At 47.4% G+C, this 19,086-nt stretch carries 15 protein-coding genes; 7 read left to right on the top strand and 8 right to left on the bottom strand.

Features of this window, described 5'->3' with window-relative positions; genetic code table 11:
- Window positions 1-84: 84 nt before the first annotated feature.
- Together BGO59_RS02010 and BGO59_RS02005 are read left to right on the top strand one after the other, a co-directional pair.
- Window positions 85-432 (top strand): helix-turn-helix domain-containing protein, encoded by a 348-nt coding sequence (locus BGO59_RS02010; protein ID WP_293679694.1) that lies wholly within the window; start codon window positions 85-87, stop codon window positions 430-432.
- 107 nt (window positions 433-539) lie between these two features.
- Window positions 540-2,816, top strand: a complete 2,277-nt coding sequence (locus BGO59_RS02005; protein ID WP_293679691.1) for a S9 family peptidase — start codon at window positions 540-542, stop codon at window positions 2,814-2,816.
- A 24-nt stretch (window positions 2,817-2,840) separates the two neighbouring features.
- Here the strand turns inward: BGO59_RS02005 and BGO59_RS02000 are convergent, their stop codons facing one another.
- The 5 genes from BGO59_RS02000 to BGO59_RS01980 all read right to left on the bottom strand — a co-directional run bounded on the left by BGO59_RS02000 (window position 2,841) and on the right by BGO59_RS01980 (window position 8,770).
- Complete coding sequence (locus BGO59_RS02000; protein ID WP_293679690.1) at window positions 2,841-3,962, bottom strand: SDR family oxidoreductase; 1,122 nt, start codon at window positions 3,960-3,962, stop codon at window positions 2,841-2,843.
- 227 nt (window positions 3,963-4,189) lie between these two features.
- A complete protein-coding gene (locus BGO59_RS01995; RefSeq protein WP_293679687.1) occupies window positions 4,190-4,753 on the bottom strand; it encodes a Crp/Fnr family transcriptional regulator in 564 nt (187 codons plus the stop codon).
- Window positions 4,754-4,801: 48 nt separating this feature from the next.
- Window positions 4,802-5,848 carry a serine hydrolase gene (locus tag BGO59_RS01990; RefSeq protein WP_293679685.1) on the bottom strand — a complete coding sequence of 349 codons (1,047 nt, stop codon included), beginning with the start codon at window positions 5,846-5,848 and terminating at the stop codon, window positions 4,802-4,804.
- Window positions 5,849-5,928: 80 nt separating this feature from the next.
- A complete protein-coding gene (locus tag BGO59_RS01985; protein ID WP_293679683.1) occupies window positions 5,929-6,753 on the bottom strand; it encodes a hypothetical protein in 825 nt (274 codons plus the stop codon).
- A gap of 76 nt (window positions 6,754-6,829) precedes the next feature.
- On the bottom strand, window positions 6,830-8,770 hold the full coding sequence (locus BGO59_RS01980) for a histidinol-phosphatase (protein WP_293679680.1): 1,941 nt from the start codon (window positions 8,768-8,770) through the stop codon (window positions 6,830-6,832).
- Window positions 8,771-9,289: 519 nt separating this feature from the next.
- Between BGO59_RS01980 and BGO59_RS01975 the strand changes: the two genes are divergently transcribed.
- Both BGO59_RS01975 and BGO59_RS01970 read left to right on the top strand, forming a co-directional pair.
- Window positions 9,290-12,520 (top strand): TonB-dependent receptor, encoded by a 3,231-nt coding sequence (locus tag BGO59_RS01975; protein ID WP_293679677.1) that lies wholly within the window; start codon window positions 9,290-9,292, stop codon window positions 12,518-12,520.
- 111 nt (window positions 12,521-12,631) lie between these two features.
- Complete coding sequence (locus BGO59_RS01970; RefSeq protein WP_293679674.1) at window positions 12,632-14,200, top strand: RagB/SusD family nutrient uptake outer membrane protein; 1,569 nt, start codon at window positions 12,632-12,634, stop codon at window positions 14,198-14,200.
- 119 nt (window positions 14,201-14,319) lie between these two features.
- Here BGO59_RS01970 and BGO59_RS01965 read toward each other — a convergent pair whose 3' ends face one another.
- Window positions 14,320-15,168, bottom strand: a complete 849-nt coding sequence (locus BGO59_RS01965; protein ID WP_293679671.1) for an AraC family transcriptional regulator — start codon at window positions 15,166-15,168, stop codon at window positions 14,320-14,322.
- A 124-nt stretch (window positions 15,169-15,292) separates the two neighbouring features.
- Here BGO59_RS01965 and msrA point away from each other — a divergent pair, with 124 nt between their 5' ends.
- The 3 genes from msrA to BGO59_RS01950 all read left to right on the top strand — a co-directional run bounded on the left by msrA (window position 15,293) and on the right by BGO59_RS01950 (window position 18,014).
- Window positions 15,293-15,952 carry a peptide-methionine (S)-S-oxide reductase MsrA gene (msrA, locus tag BGO59_RS01960; RefSeq protein ID WP_293679668.1) on the top strand — a complete coding sequence of 220 codons (660 nt, stop codon included), beginning with the start codon at window positions 15,293-15,295 and terminating at the stop codon, window positions 15,950-15,952.
- An 85-nt stretch (window positions 15,953-16,037) separates the two neighbouring features.
- Window positions 16,038-17,246: an MFS transporter gene (locus BGO59_RS01955; protein WP_293679665.1), complete on the top strand. Its 1,209-nt coding sequence runs from the start codon at window positions 16,038-16,040 to the stop codon at window positions 17,244-17,246.
- A 171-nt stretch (window positions 17,247-17,417) separates the two neighbouring features.
- On the top strand, window positions 17,418-18,014 hold the full coding sequence (locus BGO59_RS01950; protein ID WP_365981571.1) for a Uma2 family endonuclease: 597 nt from the start codon (window positions 17,418-17,420) through the stop codon (window positions 18,012-18,014).
- 37 nt (window positions 18,015-18,051) lie between these two features.
- Here BGO59_RS01950 and BGO59_RS01945 read toward each other — a convergent pair whose 3' ends face one another.
- Together BGO59_RS01945 and BGO59_RS01940 are read right to left on the bottom strand one after the other, a co-directional pair.
- On the bottom strand, window positions 18,052-18,855 hold the full coding sequence (locus BGO59_RS01945; RefSeq protein ID WP_293679663.1) for a ThuA domain-containing protein: 804 nt from the start codon (window positions 18,853-18,855) through the stop codon (window positions 18,052-18,054).
- Between the two features lie 93 nt (window positions 18,856-18,948).
- Window positions 18,949-19,086 (bottom strand): hypothetical protein, encoded by a 138-nt coding sequence (locus BGO59_RS01940; protein ID WP_155297190.1) that lies wholly within the window; start codon window positions 19,084-19,086, stop codon window positions 18,949-18,951.

The raw sequence follows: 19,086 nt of genomic DNA, 5'->3' as shown, positions 1-19,086 counted from the left end.
TGTAGTTGAAGCACAAAGCTGTTACCTTCGTCTAAAAGAGGCAAGTAGTCTGTTTTACACTAGCTAGTACATCTTTTTAGACTAATGGCAAATTCGCGCAAAAACAAAGATTTTAACCCGCACAACTGCCCTGTTACGCACTGTCTGAACCGAATTGGTGGCCAGTGGAAAGTACTGATCATATATGGTATCAGCAAAAACTGTAATCGGTTCAGTAAGCTGCAACGCGCCATTCCCGCTATCAGCAAACAAATGCTGGTCAATCAACTTCGGGAGTTGGAAGACGACGGCATTATCGAACGAACGATTTACCCTGAAATTCCGCCCCGCGTCGAGTACAAACTAACCGAATATGGCGAGTCGCTGATGCCTGTGATTTACGTCATGCAGGACTGGGGATTGAAGGCGATGAAAATGGAAGGTCAACTATAGATCAGAGCTTTCGCTATAGGATGTAGCCAGTTAACGTCTTCACAGGTTGTTCGTTCATGACTTCCTATGCCTTATCTTTAAGGACCGAACGTTCTCTGCCAAATGCTATGCCTCTTTCTCTAGTCGCTTCGTCCTGTCGACACGTATTTGTTTGCTTAATCGCCTTTCTTTTGCCGTTTACAGGTCGAACGCAGGGGACGTTAGCCGACTACAAACGGGCTGAAATGCTGAACGGCGCTTTTCAAAACAAGGTATTTGATGCGCCCGACAAGATTCAGTGGGTGCCCAAAGCGCATTCGTTCTGGTACCTTAAGACAACACCCAGCGGTAAAGAATTCATCAAAGTAGATGCCGACAAAATCGTAAAAGAGCCCGCTTTCGACCAGAAACGGCTGGCTACCTCACTGAGTCAATTAACAGGCTATCCGGTTCTACCTTATCAATTACCCTTCTCTGACATTACGCTGCAACCAGCTGAGGTCTCCTTCAGAATTAAAGACTCCTTGTTCACCTGCCCCTTCGATACCTACCAATGCCGACTGAACGGGGTGATTAGTCCATCAGCCAATCGGTATTGGGGTAATCAGGTTAATGAACGGGAAGGAAAACCCGTTCCGTCGCCTGATGGTGTCTATGAAGCGTTTATTAAAAATTACAACGTGTACATTCGTCCAAGCCGTCGTCCTGCCGAGGAAGTTGCGTTAAGTTACGATGGATCGGAAGGCGAGTTTTATTCCACCTACATGGCCTGGTCGCCCGATTCTAAGAAACTGGTGGTCAATAAAGTTCGCCCCAATACTCCACATCTGATTTACCTGATCGAGTCATCACCAACCGACCAGTTACAGCCTAAATTGCAGTCGCGCCAATACCTGAAGCCGGGTGATGCCCTACCCCAGCGGTTCCCTACCTTGTTCCTGATCGATTCGAAACGACAGACTCCAATTCCCGCGTCGGTTATTCCTGATCAATATACTATTACGATGCCACACTGGCGGAACGACAGCCGTGCGTTTACGTTCGAATATAACCAGCGTGGGCATCAGCGATATACCGTTTTCGAGATGAATATTGCGGGAAATGTGCGACCCCTGATCGACGAAACGAGTAAGACCTTTATTCATTATAGTGGGAAAAACTACCGCTATGATCTGGCCGATGGCCGGGAAATGATCTGGATGTCGGAGCGTGATGGCTGGAACCACCTGTACCTATACGATGAAAATGGAAAAGTAAAAAACCAGATTACCAAAGGTGAATGGGTGGTGCGTCGGGTGGTATATGTCGACGAAGCCAAACGAACCATTCTGTTTGAAGGTAGCGGTCGGGAAGCCAGCCAGGACCCCTACTTTACGCAACTCTACCGGGTCAATTTCGACGGAACGGGCCTGACGGCCTTAACCCGCGAAAATGGGAACCATCGACTCATCTTCTCCGACGATTACCAATATGTAGTTGATAGCTATTCCCGCGTCGACGAACCGCCCACTACCGTCCTTCGGCAGACTTCGACGGGCAAGGTAATGATGGAACTGGAAAAGGGAGATATTCAGCCGCTATTGGCTACGGGTTGGAAACTCCCGGAAGTGTTCGCGGCCAAAGGTCGGGATGGCAAAACAGACATCTGGGGGATTATTGTGCGCCCGTCCAATTTTGACCCGAAGAAAACCTATCCCGTTATCGAATACATTTACGCTGGGCCTCACGATTCATTCGTGCCAAAAAGTTTCGTAACCGATTCGCGGGGTTCCCTGCACGAAATGGCTGAGTTTGGCTTTATTGTGGTGCAATGTGACGGTATGGGTACCGCTAATCGTTCCAAAGCGTTCCACGACGTATGCTGGAAAAATCTGAAAGACAGCGGCTTCCCCGACCGGATCGCCTGGATGAAAGCAGCTGCCCAGAAGTACCCGTACATGGACCTGAGCCGGGTGGGTATCTGGGGGAATTCGGCAGGAGGTCAAAGCTCAGCAGCGGCATTGCTCCACTATCCAGACTTTTATAAAGTGGCTGTTTCGTCGTCGGGCTGTCATGATAACCGTATGGATAAACTATGGTGGAACGAGCAATGGATGGGCTATCCAATAGGTGAACAGTATGCCGAATCGTCCAACACAACCCATGCTAAAAACCTGAAAGGCAAACTCTTATTGATTCTGGGCGAGATGGATGATAACGTAGACCCCTCCTCGACCTATCAGTTCATCAATGCGCTAATCAAAGCCAATAAAAATTTCGATTTCCTGATGGTTCCAGGTATGGGCCATTCGCTCGGCGGTGACTATGGTGAGCACAAACGACGTGATTTCTTCGTAAAACACCTGCTGGGTATAGATCCTCCCGAATGGAACTGGCAACCCAACATCACGATCCCCAAGCCGTAATCAGCACGTCTCTAAAACGGATAATCAATAGGCCATCATGTGCTTAAACTTTTGGTCGGCGGCATAGCGGCAGAGGGCGGTGAAATTTTCCTCCAGATTCGGTTCTTCCACATCGTGCATCAGTTCTCGAAGGATCTGCATGTCGAACGTGTAATCGTCGGCCAGGAGGTACTGGCTGAGTTGCGCACCGGCAGTACGGTAGTATAGCTTTTCAATTTCGTTCTGATCGGTCGGGATTTCGGTAACGAACTCGTAATTAGCCCATCCAGCCGCTTCCAGCATTCTAGGCACGGCAAAGGTGTTGGGGACATACCGACTGTGAACGATGTTCAAATCGTTAATTTCTGTAGATAACGCCCGTACAATTACCTTGGCCGCATAATCGACGGGAACCATGTTCAATCCGGCTTTCGGATTCAACGCAATCCGGATATTCATGTGCCCATACATCTCCTTTGCGCGGTAAAAAAAGGCGCCAAAAAGATAGAAAACCAAAAACCGATAGATGACGTGGTATGGCGCATCCATCAATCGACCAGCAATAATACTTGGCCGAAGGATTTGCCATTCCAGCCCATACTGTTCACATAAGTTAGGGATATCTTCCTCGATTTTAGCCTTAAACGATTCGTAATGATTTCGGTAGCTGGCTAAGTTCTGCTCTTTCAGGAACTGTGGTCTGAACGCGAAAGCGGTGCTGATGTAGCTAACCTTAAAAATATAGGGTTGGAGCTGATTAATTAGCTGGATAGTTCCGTAATAATTTGTCTTTTTGATCTCTTCGCACGCACTCGGGGTAGTGCCCAGATTAACCGAAGCGGCACAATGAATCAGGTGGTATTTTTCCGTTGTGGCGGCCAGGTACTGCGTTAAATCGGAAGCGTTACTGATGTCGTAGCTGATTAGATCAATATGGTCTGTTTTCAGCCGATCAATATCCAGTTGGTTCATATAGTCAGGCATCAGATCAGGGTTTAGTAACTCCTCAAATCGTTCCTGCACCGACTTAGTACGTTTACTGCGTATCAGTAGGATTAGTTTACCGACATAGCCCCTTTGGTGGATGCGTACCATCAGTTCGTAAACAATATGCGACCCTAAAACACCCGTTGAGCCGGTTAAGATGAAGTTATTGACTGGTTTCATTTGGACAATAAGAGGTATGGCTTGACCCTACAATCGGGGTCAAACAATCAAACATGGTTTCGAAATAGAGGCAGCTTAGTTAGCTATCAGCCGATGCCCTTAGAATCAGAAAACCACGGGCTGTATACGTCACATCGGTTCGGTCTCAACAGAAGCTGATAGCAGGACAAAGTTCAGCGTCGGCCTTTAGATTTTTTTTGACAAAAGTCAAAATCGGAATGTGCCCGTTATTTTTTTGCCCGAATTCGGCTTAAGGTTTCCTGCGAAATTCCCAGGAAAGAAGCAATGTGCCCCAGCGACGCTTTTTGCAGGAGTTGGGGGTGCTTTTCGATCAATTGGTGGTAGCGTTCGGCAGCGGATTGAAACTGGAACGACAGGGTACGTTCTTCCAGCTCAATGAAATATTTTTCGGTCATTAGTCGCCCAATCAGATTAAACTCGGGGTAGTTTCGGTAGAGTTCGTGTAGCTGGTCATAACTAATGCCGGTAATGACACTATCTTCCAGAATCTCAATCGTGGTGTAACTTGGCTTGTGCGATACGAACGAGTAGAGCGAGGCTAGTATATCGCCCTCGAAAGCGAACCAAAGGCTTATGTCCCGACCATCCTGCGTGTAATAGCCTCGGGCAAAGCCTTTCTCCAAAATATACAGATGCCTGCATAGTTTTCCATGCTCCAGAAGCATATACCCTTTAGGCACTTCTTTCCTGACCAACACACTAGCCAGGGCCAGTTGTCCCTCCAGACTAATAGGCGCAAACTGACTGATTTGATTCAGTAACCAGAGCAAGGTTATTTATCCGTTTAGAACACAATCTGCTTTTCAATTCTGCCTGGCTCACTTTGCGTGGTCAGCAACTGCCTGCTCAAGAGTTTTGAGTACCTCCGGCATTTTTTCATGGGCGTTGTTGCAGAGAACAATGATTGTTTTATCGGCGTCTATAAAACGGATTATCTCGGTTTTGTAGCCGGGATTATCACCACTATGCTGTACAACCTTTCCAAGTTTATCGTTCTGTACTAACTCCCAGCCAAATCCATAAGGTGACCACGTACCGGTAGTCAGCTTGGCGGGCTTAAATGCTTCCGCCAGCGTTTGCTGACTCACCAGTTTGTTGGTATACAACGCGCGATCCCATTTGAGTAAATCCTCGGCCGTTGAACTGATACGTCCCGGCCCTTTGCGATTCCCAAGCCAGATGGCATAATTGAATTCGGGAAACGAATCAGCCCTAACATACCGTTTTTTTTCGGGCACATACATATGCCCCCAGGCTATATTGGGTAGTATAATTTTCTGCTCGCGGGTACGAATATCGGTATGGGTCATGCCCACGGGTTTGAAGATGCGTGTCCGACAGAACTGGATAAAATCCTGCCCCGATGCTTTTTCGGCAATACTCGCCAGGAGCATATAGCCCGTGTTGCTGTATTCGTACTTCGCCCCCGGCTCAAACGACTTAGCTGGGTGGTATTTGATCAGATACGCAATGTTATCAGCATTACCGGCCACTTTACTCTTGTCCCAATGCTTATCCATCACATCCTGATAATCGGGCAGGCCCGACGTATGATTGAGCAGATGCCGAATGGTAATGCCTGGGTAGGGTAACCCCGGAATGTATTTCTCGATCAGATCGTCGTAGGCTAGTTTCCCTTCCTGCTTCAGCATCAGGATGGTCATAGCCGTAAACTGCTTGGAGACGGATGCCAGCTCAAAAATTGCCCCCGTCGTCATGGGCGATTTTGTCTCAAAATCCCGATAGCCAAATGCTTTTTCATACACGGGTTTACCTTTGTCGGCGACCAGCACAACGCCACTAAAATCAGGAATTTGGGCAAAGAAGTTGATTAATTCGTCGTTGATTTTAGTAGACGAACGCATTTGAGCGGTGGCCGCAAAATTGAACAATAGGCTAGCCAACAGGAAGTATACAGAATAAAAGCGATGGATCAACAAGAGGATTAAGCAGTTAAGGACTCACGTACCTGTTTGACAAACGATATGGGAACTCCAACAAGGTCTGCAATTTTCTGATTGTCAAAAGCAGTCTCAACAATAAGCGATTTTGTAAAGGCAAGGTTTTTCTCATGCTCTTTCTGCGTCATACCTTTATCGAGACCTTTAGCAAATAGAAAATCTTTTTCCTCGTTGAAAAACTGGCTTATACGTTCCATGACCGTTTCGGTTGTTGCTTCCAATTTACGAAGTTGGGCCAAAATACGCAATTGTACGAGGTGCCTTCGTAATGCAAAATCCCCTTTCGTTGTTGCGTAAACCCGATTTAGTATATTTTCAACGGCCTGTAAGGGCTTTTCGTTCTTGAAATCACCCAGAATAGCAAAAACGATTTCTTCTGGGTTGTCTGAATCCAAAAAGAGATGATAGTCCACTTCAGCCAGAACAATCAAAGGGAATTCAAACTGATGTCGTTTGGTCGAATACCGTGTCGGCATCTGAGGCTTTTTACTACCAATGTAAAAAACGTACTGCTCTACCGGTAAACGGTATTTCCGATGGAGCATCAGATCATAATCAGCCATTCGATACACCATATCGGGTTCATCGGCCAATTGGATTTCCAGATGAAGAATAAAGGTGTTCTGAGCAAGATCCGTTATTTTCTTTAGGACATCCGGCTTTCGTTCTTTAGTATGCTGAATATCATCGGGTAGTTCTTCGGATACGACTGATTTAATCCCTAATAACTTATCAATTAAACCGGGAATAACAGCTTCAATATTTTCCTTAAAAATACGGTCGTACTGGTTGGCCTGTTTTTTAGCCATAGAGCCTAAAATACCTATCTAATGATGGGCAAGATAGTTGATACCTCTCAGTTTGTCACCTAATAATGGTAAATACTTAATTGTCGTTTCTTTTTGTCAGAAAATCCCGAACCAGTTCCTGCTGATCGGTGCTTAGGAAATCAACTCCCGCTTCGCGCAACTTAGCCCAGACTGCCGGATCTTCGGGGCTGGCCCAAAGACGAATCTTCTTTCCTTCCTGATGCACTCGGTCAACCAGTTGGCGAAGCTTCTGAAAATCAGCCGATGGCATGTCGCCTTGTCCGCGCCAGCCAAGCTGATTGGGATACGAATCACTAATGATCGGCATAACCGTTTTTGAAAAGCCTTTTCCCAAATCGGATGGCCGACCGTCGAGCGTTACCAGGTGATTGTTTGCCTTCGTCACCGCCGATATAGGCCGATTTCCCGACAAGACGATGGTCACTGGCCCTGTCTGATTTTTGCCACCTGAAGCGATTAACGAGCGATAGCGTTGAAGGAGTTTAGCGAGTGCCTGATACGTACTATCGGCTCCGGTTTTCGCGTCGATCATTAGGTGAAATGGCCCTTTGTAGCCTGGAAACACCTGCCCGTTATGCTGACGGATTCGTTCTGCTAATGGTTTCAGATACAGATTTTCGAGGGTTGCCGCAGCGTTTTTAAAAGATGGCCGATCATGCGACACATATAGGGTATCATCGATCAAATGAACATCGGCTTCGACGCTGGTAAACCCATTTTCCAGTGCATCCCACAGTGGCCGCGATTGCTCATAATCGTTGTGTGCGTGGGCGTTGAGCAACGGCGTAATACTTGCAATTGACTGTTGTGGTATCTGCTTGTTGGCAATGGGTTGCGTCCAGGCCGTTTCGACATCGCCGGGCATGAAGGGATTGTACTTTGGTTTACTGGAAATGATCTTGGCCCGGAGTAGTATAAGGTCATCCGTCAGCGTGTAGGTTGCTGCTGAATCGGCCAATTCCTTAAGCAGTTCAGCTTGCTGGCTTCCTTTTCGGATGCCGAAAAACTGAATGCGATAGGTTACGTCTTTCTCCGGACTGACGCGCACAACCAGCGAATTCCCCACCTGAGGTAGTTGTTTCAACGTAACGCCCGAACTAGCGTAGAACCGACCAGCTTCCATCGCTTCAACAATTGCTTTGGGGGTTAATTCTGGCGCATTGACCATTACCCAACCCCGACCTGAATTGCTGAACGATGGCCCAAAGAAATAGTAATTATGGCTATCGTCGGTGCCAAGCCCATACATCAGCGGACGGCCCTGCTGCACAAAATGGAGGTTGATTTTATCCCACATCGATTCGGTACCTTCGTGCGTACTATCGCCATAGTTATTTACCAGATGGTGCCCGTTGAACACCTCAAAAAAGCGCTCGTACCGTAGCTGCATCAAATCCTCGGCCTTAATGGCGTAGTAAAAGTTCGGGTGGTTAATGTGTGGAAACATGGGCTGGCCCGTCTGCCGACGTTGGGCGACCACCATATCAATGTTATTCTGCATCACTTCAGCCACACTATTGCCGGGAAGAGGGCGAACGAGGTTTTTCACGTTGGTAATATTCATGTGGATGGGTTTACCCTGATACCCGGTCGAAACTTCTTCGCTTTTGATAATCATGAACTTACCGGGCTCCTCAAAGTAACTTCGGTATTCGTCCAGCTTTTTCAGCCGCACCCGGAGTGAATCATTCCCTCCTTTCTTATACACGACCCAATCCGGCCCAAAAGTCCGCAGATAACGGTCGAACGTCCGGCGTCGGTCCTGCTGATGCGGCACATTGACCCACTTCTCGACGTCCTGAATCACATTATGGTCAGATAAGCCAACGAACTGATACCCATTAGCTTTGTACCAGTCCATTATCATTTCAGGGTAATCATCGCCATCGCTCCATAATGAATGCGTGTGTAAATTGCCTTTGTACCAATGCTGAGCCTGAGCCACTACAGTAGATAAACAGAGAAGCAGAGCATGTAGGTAGTACGTTTTTTTCATGACAAAATTTGTTGCTCAATAGGGGGAAGTTTTAATAGTACTGAACATTCTTACTGATAGCCCATTCTATAGTTCGCTATATTCTTTAAAGCGTTCTGAGAGCCATAAATATCCAGCTAATTTTAGTGCTTGTCAGGTAGAGTGACTAAATCTTTGATGAGTATTTTAACTTATTATTACTAGTGGTAGAATTATATGATTGAATGGTAATATTGATTTAACCATACTCAAAGCTGGCTTGTATCTACTAGCAAAAAGCCTTTGTCTGAAAATTGCAAAAATTGCATTGTTTAATGAGTAAACTAATTTAGTTACTGCATCTGGTGTGTTTTGGCTGCAAAAAATGCTTGTGCTTTGTTACTTAAGTTGCTATTTTAATTGAATTTAAAGGGTTTTTTAATTTTTTTATAATCTGAGCGAGTAGTTCTGTAAGTCAAGGTAGTTTTACCATGAGATTCTTAGGAATGTGTTAATTCTTATCGTTTAAACCTAAGCTTTTCACGTTTAACTCAACTACCTATGGTGAACCACCTACCTCCCCAACGGTTGTTTGGCAGGCTTGTCCGATTATCTGTCACTCAACTTTTACTGGTTACCTGTTGCCTAAGCATAAGTCATGCTAAGGAAAATCCAAATCTAAACCTGCCCGGTGATCGGTTAGCCAATGTGGCGGACCGTACCATTAATGGGCGGGTTACCGATGAAAAAAGTGAAGCGCTGCCAGGCGTAACAGTCCTGTTGAAAGGTACGCAGCGGGGTACTGTAACAGACGCCGATGGGCGTTATCGGATTGAAGTGCCAGATGGAAACGCCACACTTGTATTCTCATTTGTCGGCTATGTTTCTCAGGAAGTAAATGTCGGTAGTCAGGCAGCGGTCAACGTTAGTCTGAAAGCCGATAACAAAACACTGGATGAGATTGTAGTCATCGGTTACGGTACCACCCGTAAATCGGATTTGACCGGGGCTGTATCGGGCGTTAAAGAAGCCGAGTTGGCCGAACGCCCTGCGCCTTCGCTCAACCAGCAGCTGTCGGGTCGTTTGCCAGGCGTACAGGTAAACACCAACTCAGGTCGCCCAGGTGGACGGACAACCGTTCGAATTCGTGGATTCAGCTCGATCAACTCGTCCAACAACCCACTGTATGTAGTTGATGGTGTCATGCTTCCACAGGGTACTGGCGATCAGTTTAGCAACCCAATTGACTATATCAACCCGAACGATATTGTTAATGTTGAGGTATTGAAAGATGCGTCGTCAACGGCTATTTATGGAGCTCGGGGTGCAAATGGCGTTATCCTGATCAGCACCAAGAAAGGGAAAGCTGGAGAAAGCCGGGTTACGTATGATTCTCAGTTTAGCGTAAACACCATTGGGCCAAATAAGCCTCAGGTTCTGAACGCTAAAGAGTATTTAGCCGTAGAAGATCTGGCCTATGCCAATATGGCGAAATACGATCCCGTTGGTTGGGCTGCTGGGAAATGGACGTATCTGAACCCGGTTCAGCGTCGTAAAGACTTCAGCGCAGCGCACCCCGGTGTATTTGATGCCAACCTAAATCCATTGTACGATACCGACTGGTTCAAGGAGTCGGCGCAGAGTGTGCTTTCGCAAAACCACCAGTTAGGTTTCAGCGGTGGTAACGAACGGACCCAATACTCGCTCTCGCTTAACTATCGTGATGATCAGGGCCTGCTTAAAACGTCGTACATGAAGCGTTATTCTGGTCGTTTCTCAATCGACGATCAGGTGAAGAGCTGGCTTAAAATCGGTGGTACGTTGAATTACAATAACCAGTCAGAAAATCTGGTCGATGTTAACGACGCTGTAGCCCGTCAGATCGTGGAAGACTTCCCCTTCCTACCTGTACGCTATCCTGACACAGGCGTTCTGGCTGAAAACCGCGATTACCCCTACGCAGAAGGAACGATGAGCTCGGTACACCGCCTGCTCGACAGAAAGTATATTCAGAATACACAGACGGTGTTAGGTAGCCTGTTTACGAATATCACCTTCGCTAAAGGTCTGGAAATGCGTACGGTATTGGGTACTAACATCCAAACACAAGAAATCAACCAGTCGCAGACTCGCACGCTGAACATTGGTGGTAACGGTAATGCTTCGGCAGCTAACAACCGTACCTCATTCTGGTCGTTGGAAAACTACCTGACGTATAACAAGCAGTTTGGCCAGGATCACTCCTTTACGGGCTTATTGGGTATTTCGTGGCAGGAAACCAACACGTTTGGGATTGGTGCCAGCGTGAGCGGATTTGCTACCGACTACTTTGGCTTCAACAACTTAGGTGCTGGTGCTACCAACCCCTCTGTTTCATCAGGAGCATCGCGGTTTGCCTTTAACTCGTACTTCGGTCGTATCAACTACGGCTTTAGAAACAAATACCTGTTCACAGCTACGGGCCGGGCCGATGGTTCATCTAAGTTCGGGGAGAATAACAAATTCGCTTTCTTCCCCTCGGCAGCTTTAGCATGGCGTGTATCGGAAGAAGACTTCCTGAAAGGTAACTCGGTGATATCCAACCTGAAAGTGCGTACCAGCTATGGTTTGACAGGTAACTCGGAGATTCCGCCTTATCAATCGCTTTCGACATTAAACTCGAACTATGCGGCTGTTTATGGCAATACAAAAGTAGGTGGAACGGGTATCAACCGATTGGCTAACCCGGATCTGAAATGGGAGAAAACAGCGCAGACTGATGTAGGGGTAGAAATTGGCTTGTTTAAAGGACGGGTAAATGTAGAAATGGATTACTACTACCGTCTGACGACTGACATGCTGCTCGATGCGCCTGTGCCACAGACGAGTGGCTATGCAACCATCCGTCGTAATGTAGGCTCAATGGAGAACAAAGGCTTTGAATTCAGTGTAAATACCGTAAACGTCAATAAGGGTAGTTTTACCTGGAATACCACGTTCAACATTTCGCTGAACCGCAACAAAGTACTGTCGCTGGCTACGCCATCAGATATTTTCGGAGTAGGTGGACCTAACTTTACCAACCAGACCAACATCATTCGTATTGGTGAGCCAGTTGGTGCGTTCTGGGGCTTGACCCGTGTGGGTGTGTGGAGTGAAGCGGAACGTGACCAGGCTGCTCAATTTACCAGTTACCGGAATGGTCTGACCATGCTGCCTGGTGACATCAAGTATCTGGATGTGAACGGTGATAAAGCCATTACCGATGCTGACCGTAGCATCATTGGTAACGGTAGTCCAAAAGGATGGGGCGCTCTGACTAACAATTTCCGTCTAGGTAATTTCGACGCTACGCTTGAACTGCAGTACATGTATGGTAACGATGTGATGCTGATGAACCTGCACCCCAGCGAAGACCGGCAGGCACTAGCTAACAGCTACAAGTCAGTACTGAATGCCTGGACGCCACAGAACCAGAATACCATGATTGCTGAAATCCGGGATACACGGGCAGGTTATGTAACCAACGTAGATAGCCACTGGATTAAGAACGGTTCATTCCTGCGTGGTAAAAACCTGCTGGTCGGCTATAACTTCCCATCGGCTATTACCAACAAGATCAAGGTAAACCGGCTCCGTCTGTATGCGTCGGCACAAAACTTCTTCCTGTTGCTGGAAGATCCAATTGTTGGCGATCCAGAAGTAACGCCAACAAACCAGGGGACTGGCAGCAGTGCATTCTCGCAAGGTCAGATCTGGCATAACTATCCAAAGCCAACCACGTATATGTTAGGCCTACAGATTGGTTTGTAATCGGGACGGTCGTTTGTCGTCAGTTGCTTTATGTCAGCTAGAGTCAGCCTCAGGAAGAACATAAAGCAACTGATCAAAATCTTTTCAAATTCATTGATACCTCAGTAAGTTATGAGACATACACTCGTAAAAAATATAAGTAAAGTTCTGGTAGGCGGTATTGTGTTGATGGGGCCCGTCGGTTGTACGGATTTCCTGAAAGAACAGGCCCCTTCGAACCTCACACCCACTAGTTTTTACACGATTCCTGACCATGCCGAAGCGGCCATCGCGTCTGTGTACGATAACCTCCGGTTTATGGGTGGTGGTGCTGGGATTTTCTCCAGCAACTGGCAGTTGCTGGAAGCTCTTACCGGTACATCGACTACCGAAACGGCCCAAAACTCAGACCTGAACAACCTCTACGGACTGGTACATGATGGCAACACGGGGCACGTCGTTAACTATTGGAACGGTCTCTATAAGGTGATTGCCCAGGCGAATCAGGTTCTGGATAAGGTGCCTGGTATCACACCTATGGATGCCGCCCAGAAAGCCAGAATTCTTGGTGAGGCTCGGTTCCTGCGGGCTTCGGCCTATTTTACGACCGTTCAGCTTTGGGGTGATATTCCGCTGATTACCAAGCCGCAAACAGCCGCTTCGGCCGATTTCCTGCCAACGCGGTCAAAGGTAGAGGATGTGTATAAGCTGATCGTTGAAGATCTGATTGCTGCTGAGTCTGCTGGTTTACCATGGATGGATGTAACGAATGGCCGGGTCAATCAGGCTGCTATCAAAACGCAGTTGTCGAAGGTATACCTGACCATGGCTGGTTTCCCACTTAACAAAGGAGCAGCCTACTACAAACTGGCGGCTGACAAGGCCTTTGAGGTGATTACCTACGCCAACGCTAACCCCAGCACGATCAACCTGTTTACGACCTACAACGACGTGCACAGTGAATCGAAGAAGAATCAACTTGAGCACCTGTTCATGATTCAGTACAATACGGTGGTGGCCGGTAACCCAATGGATAACTTCTATCCGAACTTTAAGCCAGTAACCTATAACGGTCCTGGTGGAACGGGTAGCTCAGTACCAACGGCTTCCTTCTACAACTCGTACGAAAAAGGCGATCTGCGGGCTAAAGATCAGGATGGTTATTTCTATACGACTTACTATACCAACGGTAACGGGGCTCAGTTCAGCCTGGGCGCGCCATACGTGTTTAAGCACTTTAACCGGACGGCCAATGGCACTTCGGGCGTTGCTGGTACTCGGCAAAACAACCTGAACGTACCCCAAATTCGTTACGCTGAAACGCTGTTGCTGTATGCCGAAGCGCAAAACGAAGTAGGTGGACCTACACAAGCTGCTTACGATGCCTTCAAACGGATTCGGGATCGGGCTCAACTGACCACGCCCGCTCTGGGTGAGTACACACAGGCCACCTTCCGCGAAGCCGTTTGGCGGGAGCGCTGGCATGAGCTGGCCTATGAGCAAATCACCTGGTTTGATATGGTACGGTTGCGGAAAGTGTACAACGAAAAGACCAATGGCTTCGATAGCTTCGTTGGACACGTTAACCTAAGCTCGAATCAGCCCTTACAGGAAAAGCATCTGCTGCTTCCACTGCCTAAGCAGGAAATGCTGAACAACCCGAATCTGCGTCCACAAAACCCAGGTTATCCAGGCGTTTAAAGATACATTGTTGCCTTTCAGGGTGCTAACTATCAGATAGGCAAACCGAATTTGCATAGGTTTTAAAATGAGTTAGCAGAGTACAAACTCCCCGGCTAAGACCAGTCGGGGAGTTTTGTTTATTCTGCAAATGCTTTCCGATAGGCAGTTGGTGTTTGGCCAGTTACAGCGCGGAAGGTTTTATTGAAGTGGGAGAGGTTGTTGAAGCCTACGGCAAAGCCAACATCGGCAATGGTACGGGCAGAGTGTAGCAATTGCCGGGCCTGGTTTACCCGGTATTCGTTTACAAAATCGGTGAATGTCAGGTTGGTCATTCGCTTGAAGTAACGGCTAAATGCGGGAATGGTCAGGTTGGCGAGGTCGGCCACTGTGCGAATATCTATCGGCTGGGGGTAGTGATGTTCTACATATTGACAGATTCGGTTGATGCGTTGCTGTTCTTTTGGATTCAAATCGAAACGAACACCATTAGCATGTAAGAACTCTACATCTGTTGTGTCGGCCAGGTGCTGCAGAATTCGCAGGAGCAGTAAAAACCGCTCAAAGGGGGGGAGACCAGGAAGCTCTTTCAGCCAGGGACCAATCTGCTGCTTGGTTCGGGTGCCGAACGTAAGGCCCAGATGGGCGCGTTCGAACAGTCGTTTAACTGTAGCGAGTTCGGGTTTCTCTAAGAACGGCTCACCCATAAAGTCCTCGCGCAACTGCACCACAATTTCTTCATACAGCCCTTCTTTGCCATAGCTGAAATTGAGATGCGGTAAATCGGGACCTATAAACACCAGTTCGCCCGACTCATAACAGGATACATTCGTTCCGATTCGGCGCTGGCCATTACCAAACGGAATATAGACAATCTCGTACTCTGGATGGTGATGCCAGTAGACCCGGCAGGTTTCCGGCTCTGTGCTGTGAATAACCCGGAACGAGCTACCCACTTCGGGCTCGATTTTTTCAAACTGAAGTTTCATGGGAATTCTAACACAGAGACGCACTCGTATTCTCCATGTATCTCTGTGTTATAAATGGTTAATGAAGAAACCGCAAATCGATTTTAAACGTTTATATGCCAACATACTGCTATCAGAAAACCCTATGAAATCAATAGTTGTCTATGCGTTGAGTCTGTTGCTGGCAGGCTGCGCATTAGGTCAGTCGAAAGATCGTACTCCTGCTAAACTCCCTGCCCCCAAACCCGGTGAAGCCGTCGCGAATTTTGCCGGTGGCTGCTTCTGGGCTATGGAAGAAGGTATGAACCAGCTCAAAGGCGTTCGGGAAGTCATCTCGGGTTATGCCGGTGGCTCCGTCAAAAATCCAACCTACGAACAGGTCTGTTCTGATGAGACGGGCCATGCTGAAACGGTTCAGGTGTATTATGATCCTAAAGTCATTAGCTATGCTCAATTGCTAGATGCCTTTTTTGCCGGTCATGATCCTACGACGCTCAACCGACAAGGCCCTGATGTAGGCCGGGATTATCGGTCGATTGCTTTCTACCGGACCCCCGAAGAAAAAGCCGAAATTCTGGCTGCCATCAAACGGACCAACGAATCGAAACATTACGCAAATCCGGTGGTAACGGAAGTGGTGCCGTTTACGGTATTCTATCCTGCCGAAACCTATCACCAGAACTATTTTGCCCTGCATCCCGATCAACCGTATATCCGTTCTGTTTCGCTGCCAAAGGTCGAAAAATTGCGTAAAGCGATGGCGGGGCATCTTAAAAATAATACGTCGTTGACAATGATTGACTAAATAAAGTCAATAAAATGGTAATGGAGCATTAGTAAAAGGCAATAGATCGTTAAAATAGCCGGTGCGCACCGGCTATTTTTGTGTTATGAATACAACAGTTACAATCAATCGACTTCAACGTAATCTTTTCGTTCAAAACCTGCAAACGTTCTTCCTGAATCGGCAGGCTCTGATTGTGGGTTTGGTGTTTGCATCCGACAGCCTACTGTTTGGTAGCTGGGTAGCGCATATTCCACACGTTAAAGAAAGGCTGCACCTTTCCGATGCAGAATTGGGCCTGACGCTCTTTGCCATGCCTATTGGGCTCATCATCATGAATCCACTAACGGGGCTCATTATATCCCGACTTGGTGAAGCCAAGGCTTGCTTCTGGTCGGCAATCGGGTTGACGCTTGCTGTCTGTATTCCCATCAACGCACCCAACATGGGGATTATGGCGCTGGGCTTATTTTTCCTAGGCTTAACCAGTGCCTTGCTGAATGTGGCCATGAATACATCGGCTACGAATGTGGAGCGTTCACAGGGTATTTCAATCATGTCGTCGTGTCATGGTATGTGGAGCCTGGGCGGTTTGCTGGGATCTGGTATTGCTGGTACAGTAATTGCCCTTCATGTGTCGCCTTCGATGCACATGGCTATTATGGCGGGAATTATTCTTGTCGCTACGTTTTTGTTTCAACCGATACTACACACCATTCCGTCGAGTAGCCGGAACGAATCGGGTGAGAAAACCGGAGCTTCTTTTGTGATGCCTAATCTGGATTTGCTGCTGATGATTTTTATCGGTCTGGCAGTAGCCATGGGCGAAGGAGTTGCTCTGGACTGGAGTGCGGTATACCTGCACGAAACGCTGGGAGCCAGTAGCCAGATAGCTGCGCTGGGGTTCGGCGCCTTTTCGCTGACTATGACCAGCTTTCGATTTCTGGGCGATGGCATTATTCCCCGCATTGGCGCCAAACGCTGGCTTCAGGTAGGTGGTTTTTTGGGAGCACTTGGGTTAGTAATTGCTATTGCTTTTCCCTATCCGGCAACGGCCTTAGTTGGTTTTGCCTTGCTGGGCGTTGGCTGTTCATTAGGCGCTCCAATACTTTACAGCGCTTCGATGCGGGTACCGGGTATTCCGCCAGCGGCTGGTTTGGCTACCTTTGCCACCTTTAGTTTCATCGGTTTTCTGGCTGGGCCTCCCGTTATTGGCTTCGTGGCCGAATCGTTTGGTTTGTATTATGGGTTGGGTTTAGTGGCCTTTATTCTACTCATTTCGGCGGGGCTTTCGCGCATTGTGAAATTGTTCTGAGAATGCCTGAGTAAAAACGCGAACCCGTATAGATTATAAGCTTCTCGTTTATTGAAATAGGTCTTAGTACGACCCCATCAGTGGCTCACTATAGCAGGAAACCGTTTGATACGTATGCGATTTAATGCACAAATTGCGTAGTATTGTTATCCAGACTAACCAATAGAAGTTATGACTATTGCCGTTAATACCACTCCCCAAAAGCGAAGAAAGTCAGGTGTGCCCGCTTACCTGATCTACGAAACGCTCAATGGACGTCCGCTCTATCGACGCGGTTACCGGGATGTGTTGTCTGGTAAGAAAAAACCCGCCGAAATTATGGGAAGCAGCTCGTTACAGGCCATGTTGGTTTCACTGATACATGGATTCTTATTCATGCATATTGACCGTAAGCGGTATTTGCTAGCGACCAACGAATCGGGTATTCACCTCGACAAAGGCAACAACCTCTCCAATGACATTGCTATTTTCGACAAAGCGATGGGGCTGGTATTGACTGATAAATACTTTAGCGTACCGCCAAAGGTAGCTATTGAAATAGACGTTCGTATCGAACCGGAAGAGTTTGAAGGAAAAGAGTCCGGCTATGTGTACGCGAAAACTGAACGGCTGCTGGACTTTGGCGTCGAAACAGTGATCTGGATTACAACCTATCCCCAAAAGATTTTCGTAGCTACTCGTACATCGCCCTGGCTGACGCAAAACTGGGATGCCACCGTACCCGTTCTGGATGACGTGACGTCACACTCAATCTGGCGGCCTTGTTAACCGAAGAAGATATTGAGTTTTAAGGCATAACTTCACGCTAGGGCCGGTCATGACCGGCTCCCCAAAAGATAGCGTTACGAAGAACTGTTACGAAAGCATCGTTTTTGAACAGGTTGGGGTGGTGCCCCATAAAAATATAGACATTCCTGGCCTTCATGCGTTCATTCGACCAGATCACCGGATGATCACCCCCCATTTTGATATTCGAGTCGGGTGTATAGGTAGATTCATCCACAGTGGCTAGCACCTTTACGTTAGGTCTTGGGTTTTTGTTGTAGGTATACCACTCTTCTTTCTCGATCTCAAACGTGGCGGGTAACCCCTTCATGCAGGGGTGATTATTCGCTTCGACATGGACGGTGGCTCTGGCAAAATCCGGAATGTAATTCTTGTAGCGAATGCCGCCCATAAATTCGGAAAACCAGGGCCACATGGCGTATCCGTCGAATTCACCTAGGAGAGACGCGTGATGAAGGCCAACCCAACCTCCTCCTTTGCCTTCGGTAATGTATTTCTGAAAAGCCTCTTTAGCCGTATCGGTCCACATATAGGGTGGATAATTCAACTGAAGAAAAAGCTGGTATTTAGCCAAAAAAGCTTCGTTTATGGGGTCTGTATTTTCAATGTAATCAATCGTAAAGTTACCTTCTTTAGCTAGCTGAGCGAGCCACTTTTTGGCTTCGGCTACAAACGGAGCATGAACACCCCCGTCTTTTTCGGCAATGGCTACGACCCGAAAGCGAGGTTTTTCATGCTGGCCAACTACGGAGGAATTAAACCCGATCAGTAAGCTAAAGAAGCAGATGAAAAAGAAGGGCTGACGTAGCTTACAACTAAGCATGAGTGCCTTATAGGTTTTCTACTAAGTTGGGTATTCGCCTTCAAAAGCTATCCAAAACCATAAACTACCGTTGTGAATAGTATTCTTTGATGCTTACCAGTTGGCATAGCGGAACTGGCCTGAGGGCAGAAAATAATAGTAGAAGATCAGAAACAGCAGCAGCAGATACCATAAGGCCGTTAGAATTCCGGCTGCCTTTAGACCCATATATTTTTGTAAAAACTGATACAT

The sequence above is a fragment of the Spirosoma sp. 48-14 genome, from assembly GCF_001898575.1.
Taxonomy (GTDB): Bacteria; Bacteroidota; Bacteroidia; order Cytophagales; family Spirosomataceae; genus Spirosoma.
This window is presented reverse-complemented; position numbering and strand designations above follow the sequence as displayed.

Excerpts from the sequence above, each read along its gene's own strand:
- BGO59_RS02010 (WP_293679694.1), top strand. The coding sequence starts at position 85 with ATGGCAAATTCGCGCAAAAACAAAGATTTTAACCCGCACAACTGCCCT.
- BGO59_RS02005 (WP_293679691.1), top strand. The coding sequence starts at position 540 with ATGCCTCTTTCTCTAGTCGCTTCGTCCTGTCGACACGTATTTGTTTGC.
- BGO59_RS02000 (WP_293679690.1), bottom strand. The coding sequence starts at position 3,962 with ATGAAACCAGTCAATAACTTCATCTTAACCGGCTCAACGGGTGTTTTA.
- BGO59_RS01990 (WP_293679685.1), bottom strand. The coding sequence starts at position 5,848 with ATGCGTTCGTCTACTAAAATCAACGACGAATTAATCAACTTCTTTGCC.
- BGO59_RS01985 (WP_293679683.1), bottom strand. The coding sequence starts at position 6,753 with ATGGCTAAAAAACAGGCCAACCAGTACGACCGTATTTTTAAGGAAAAT.
- BGO59_RS01980 (WP_293679680.1), bottom strand. The coding sequence starts at position 8,770 with ATGAAAAAAACGTACTACCTACATGCTCTGCTTCTCTGTTTATCTACT.
- BGO59_RS01975 (WP_293679677.1), top strand. The coding sequence starts at position 9,290 with ATGGTGAACCACCTACCTCCCCAACGGTTGTTTGGCAGGCTTGTCCGA.
- BGO59_RS01970 (WP_293679674.1), top strand. The coding sequence starts at position 12,632 with ATGAGACATACACTCGTAAAAAATATAAGTAAAGTTCTGGTAGGCGGT.
- BGO59_RS01965 (WP_293679671.1), bottom strand. The coding sequence starts at position 15,168 with ATGAAACTTCAGTTTGAAAAAATCGAGCCCGAAGTGGGTAGCTCGTTC.
- msrA (WP_293679668.1), top strand. The coding sequence starts at position 15,293 with ATGAAATCAATAGTTGTCTATGCGTTGAGTCTGTTGCTGGCAGGCTGC.
- BGO59_RS01955 (WP_293679665.1), top strand. The coding sequence starts at position 16,038 with ATGAATACAACAGTTACAATCAATCGACTTCAACGTAATCTTTTCGTT.
- BGO59_RS01950 (WP_365981571.1), top strand. The coding sequence starts at position 17,418 with ATGACTATTGCCGTTAATACCACTCCCCAAAAGCGAAGAAAGTCAGGT.
- BGO59_RS01945 (WP_293679663.1), bottom strand. The coding sequence starts at position 18,855 with ATGCTTAGTTGTAAGCTACGTCAGCCCTTCTTTTTCATCTGCTTCTTT.
- BGO59_RS01940 (WP_155297190.1), bottom strand. The coding sequence starts at position 19,086 with ATGTATCAGTTTTTACAAAAATATATGGGTCTAAAGGCAGCCGGAATT.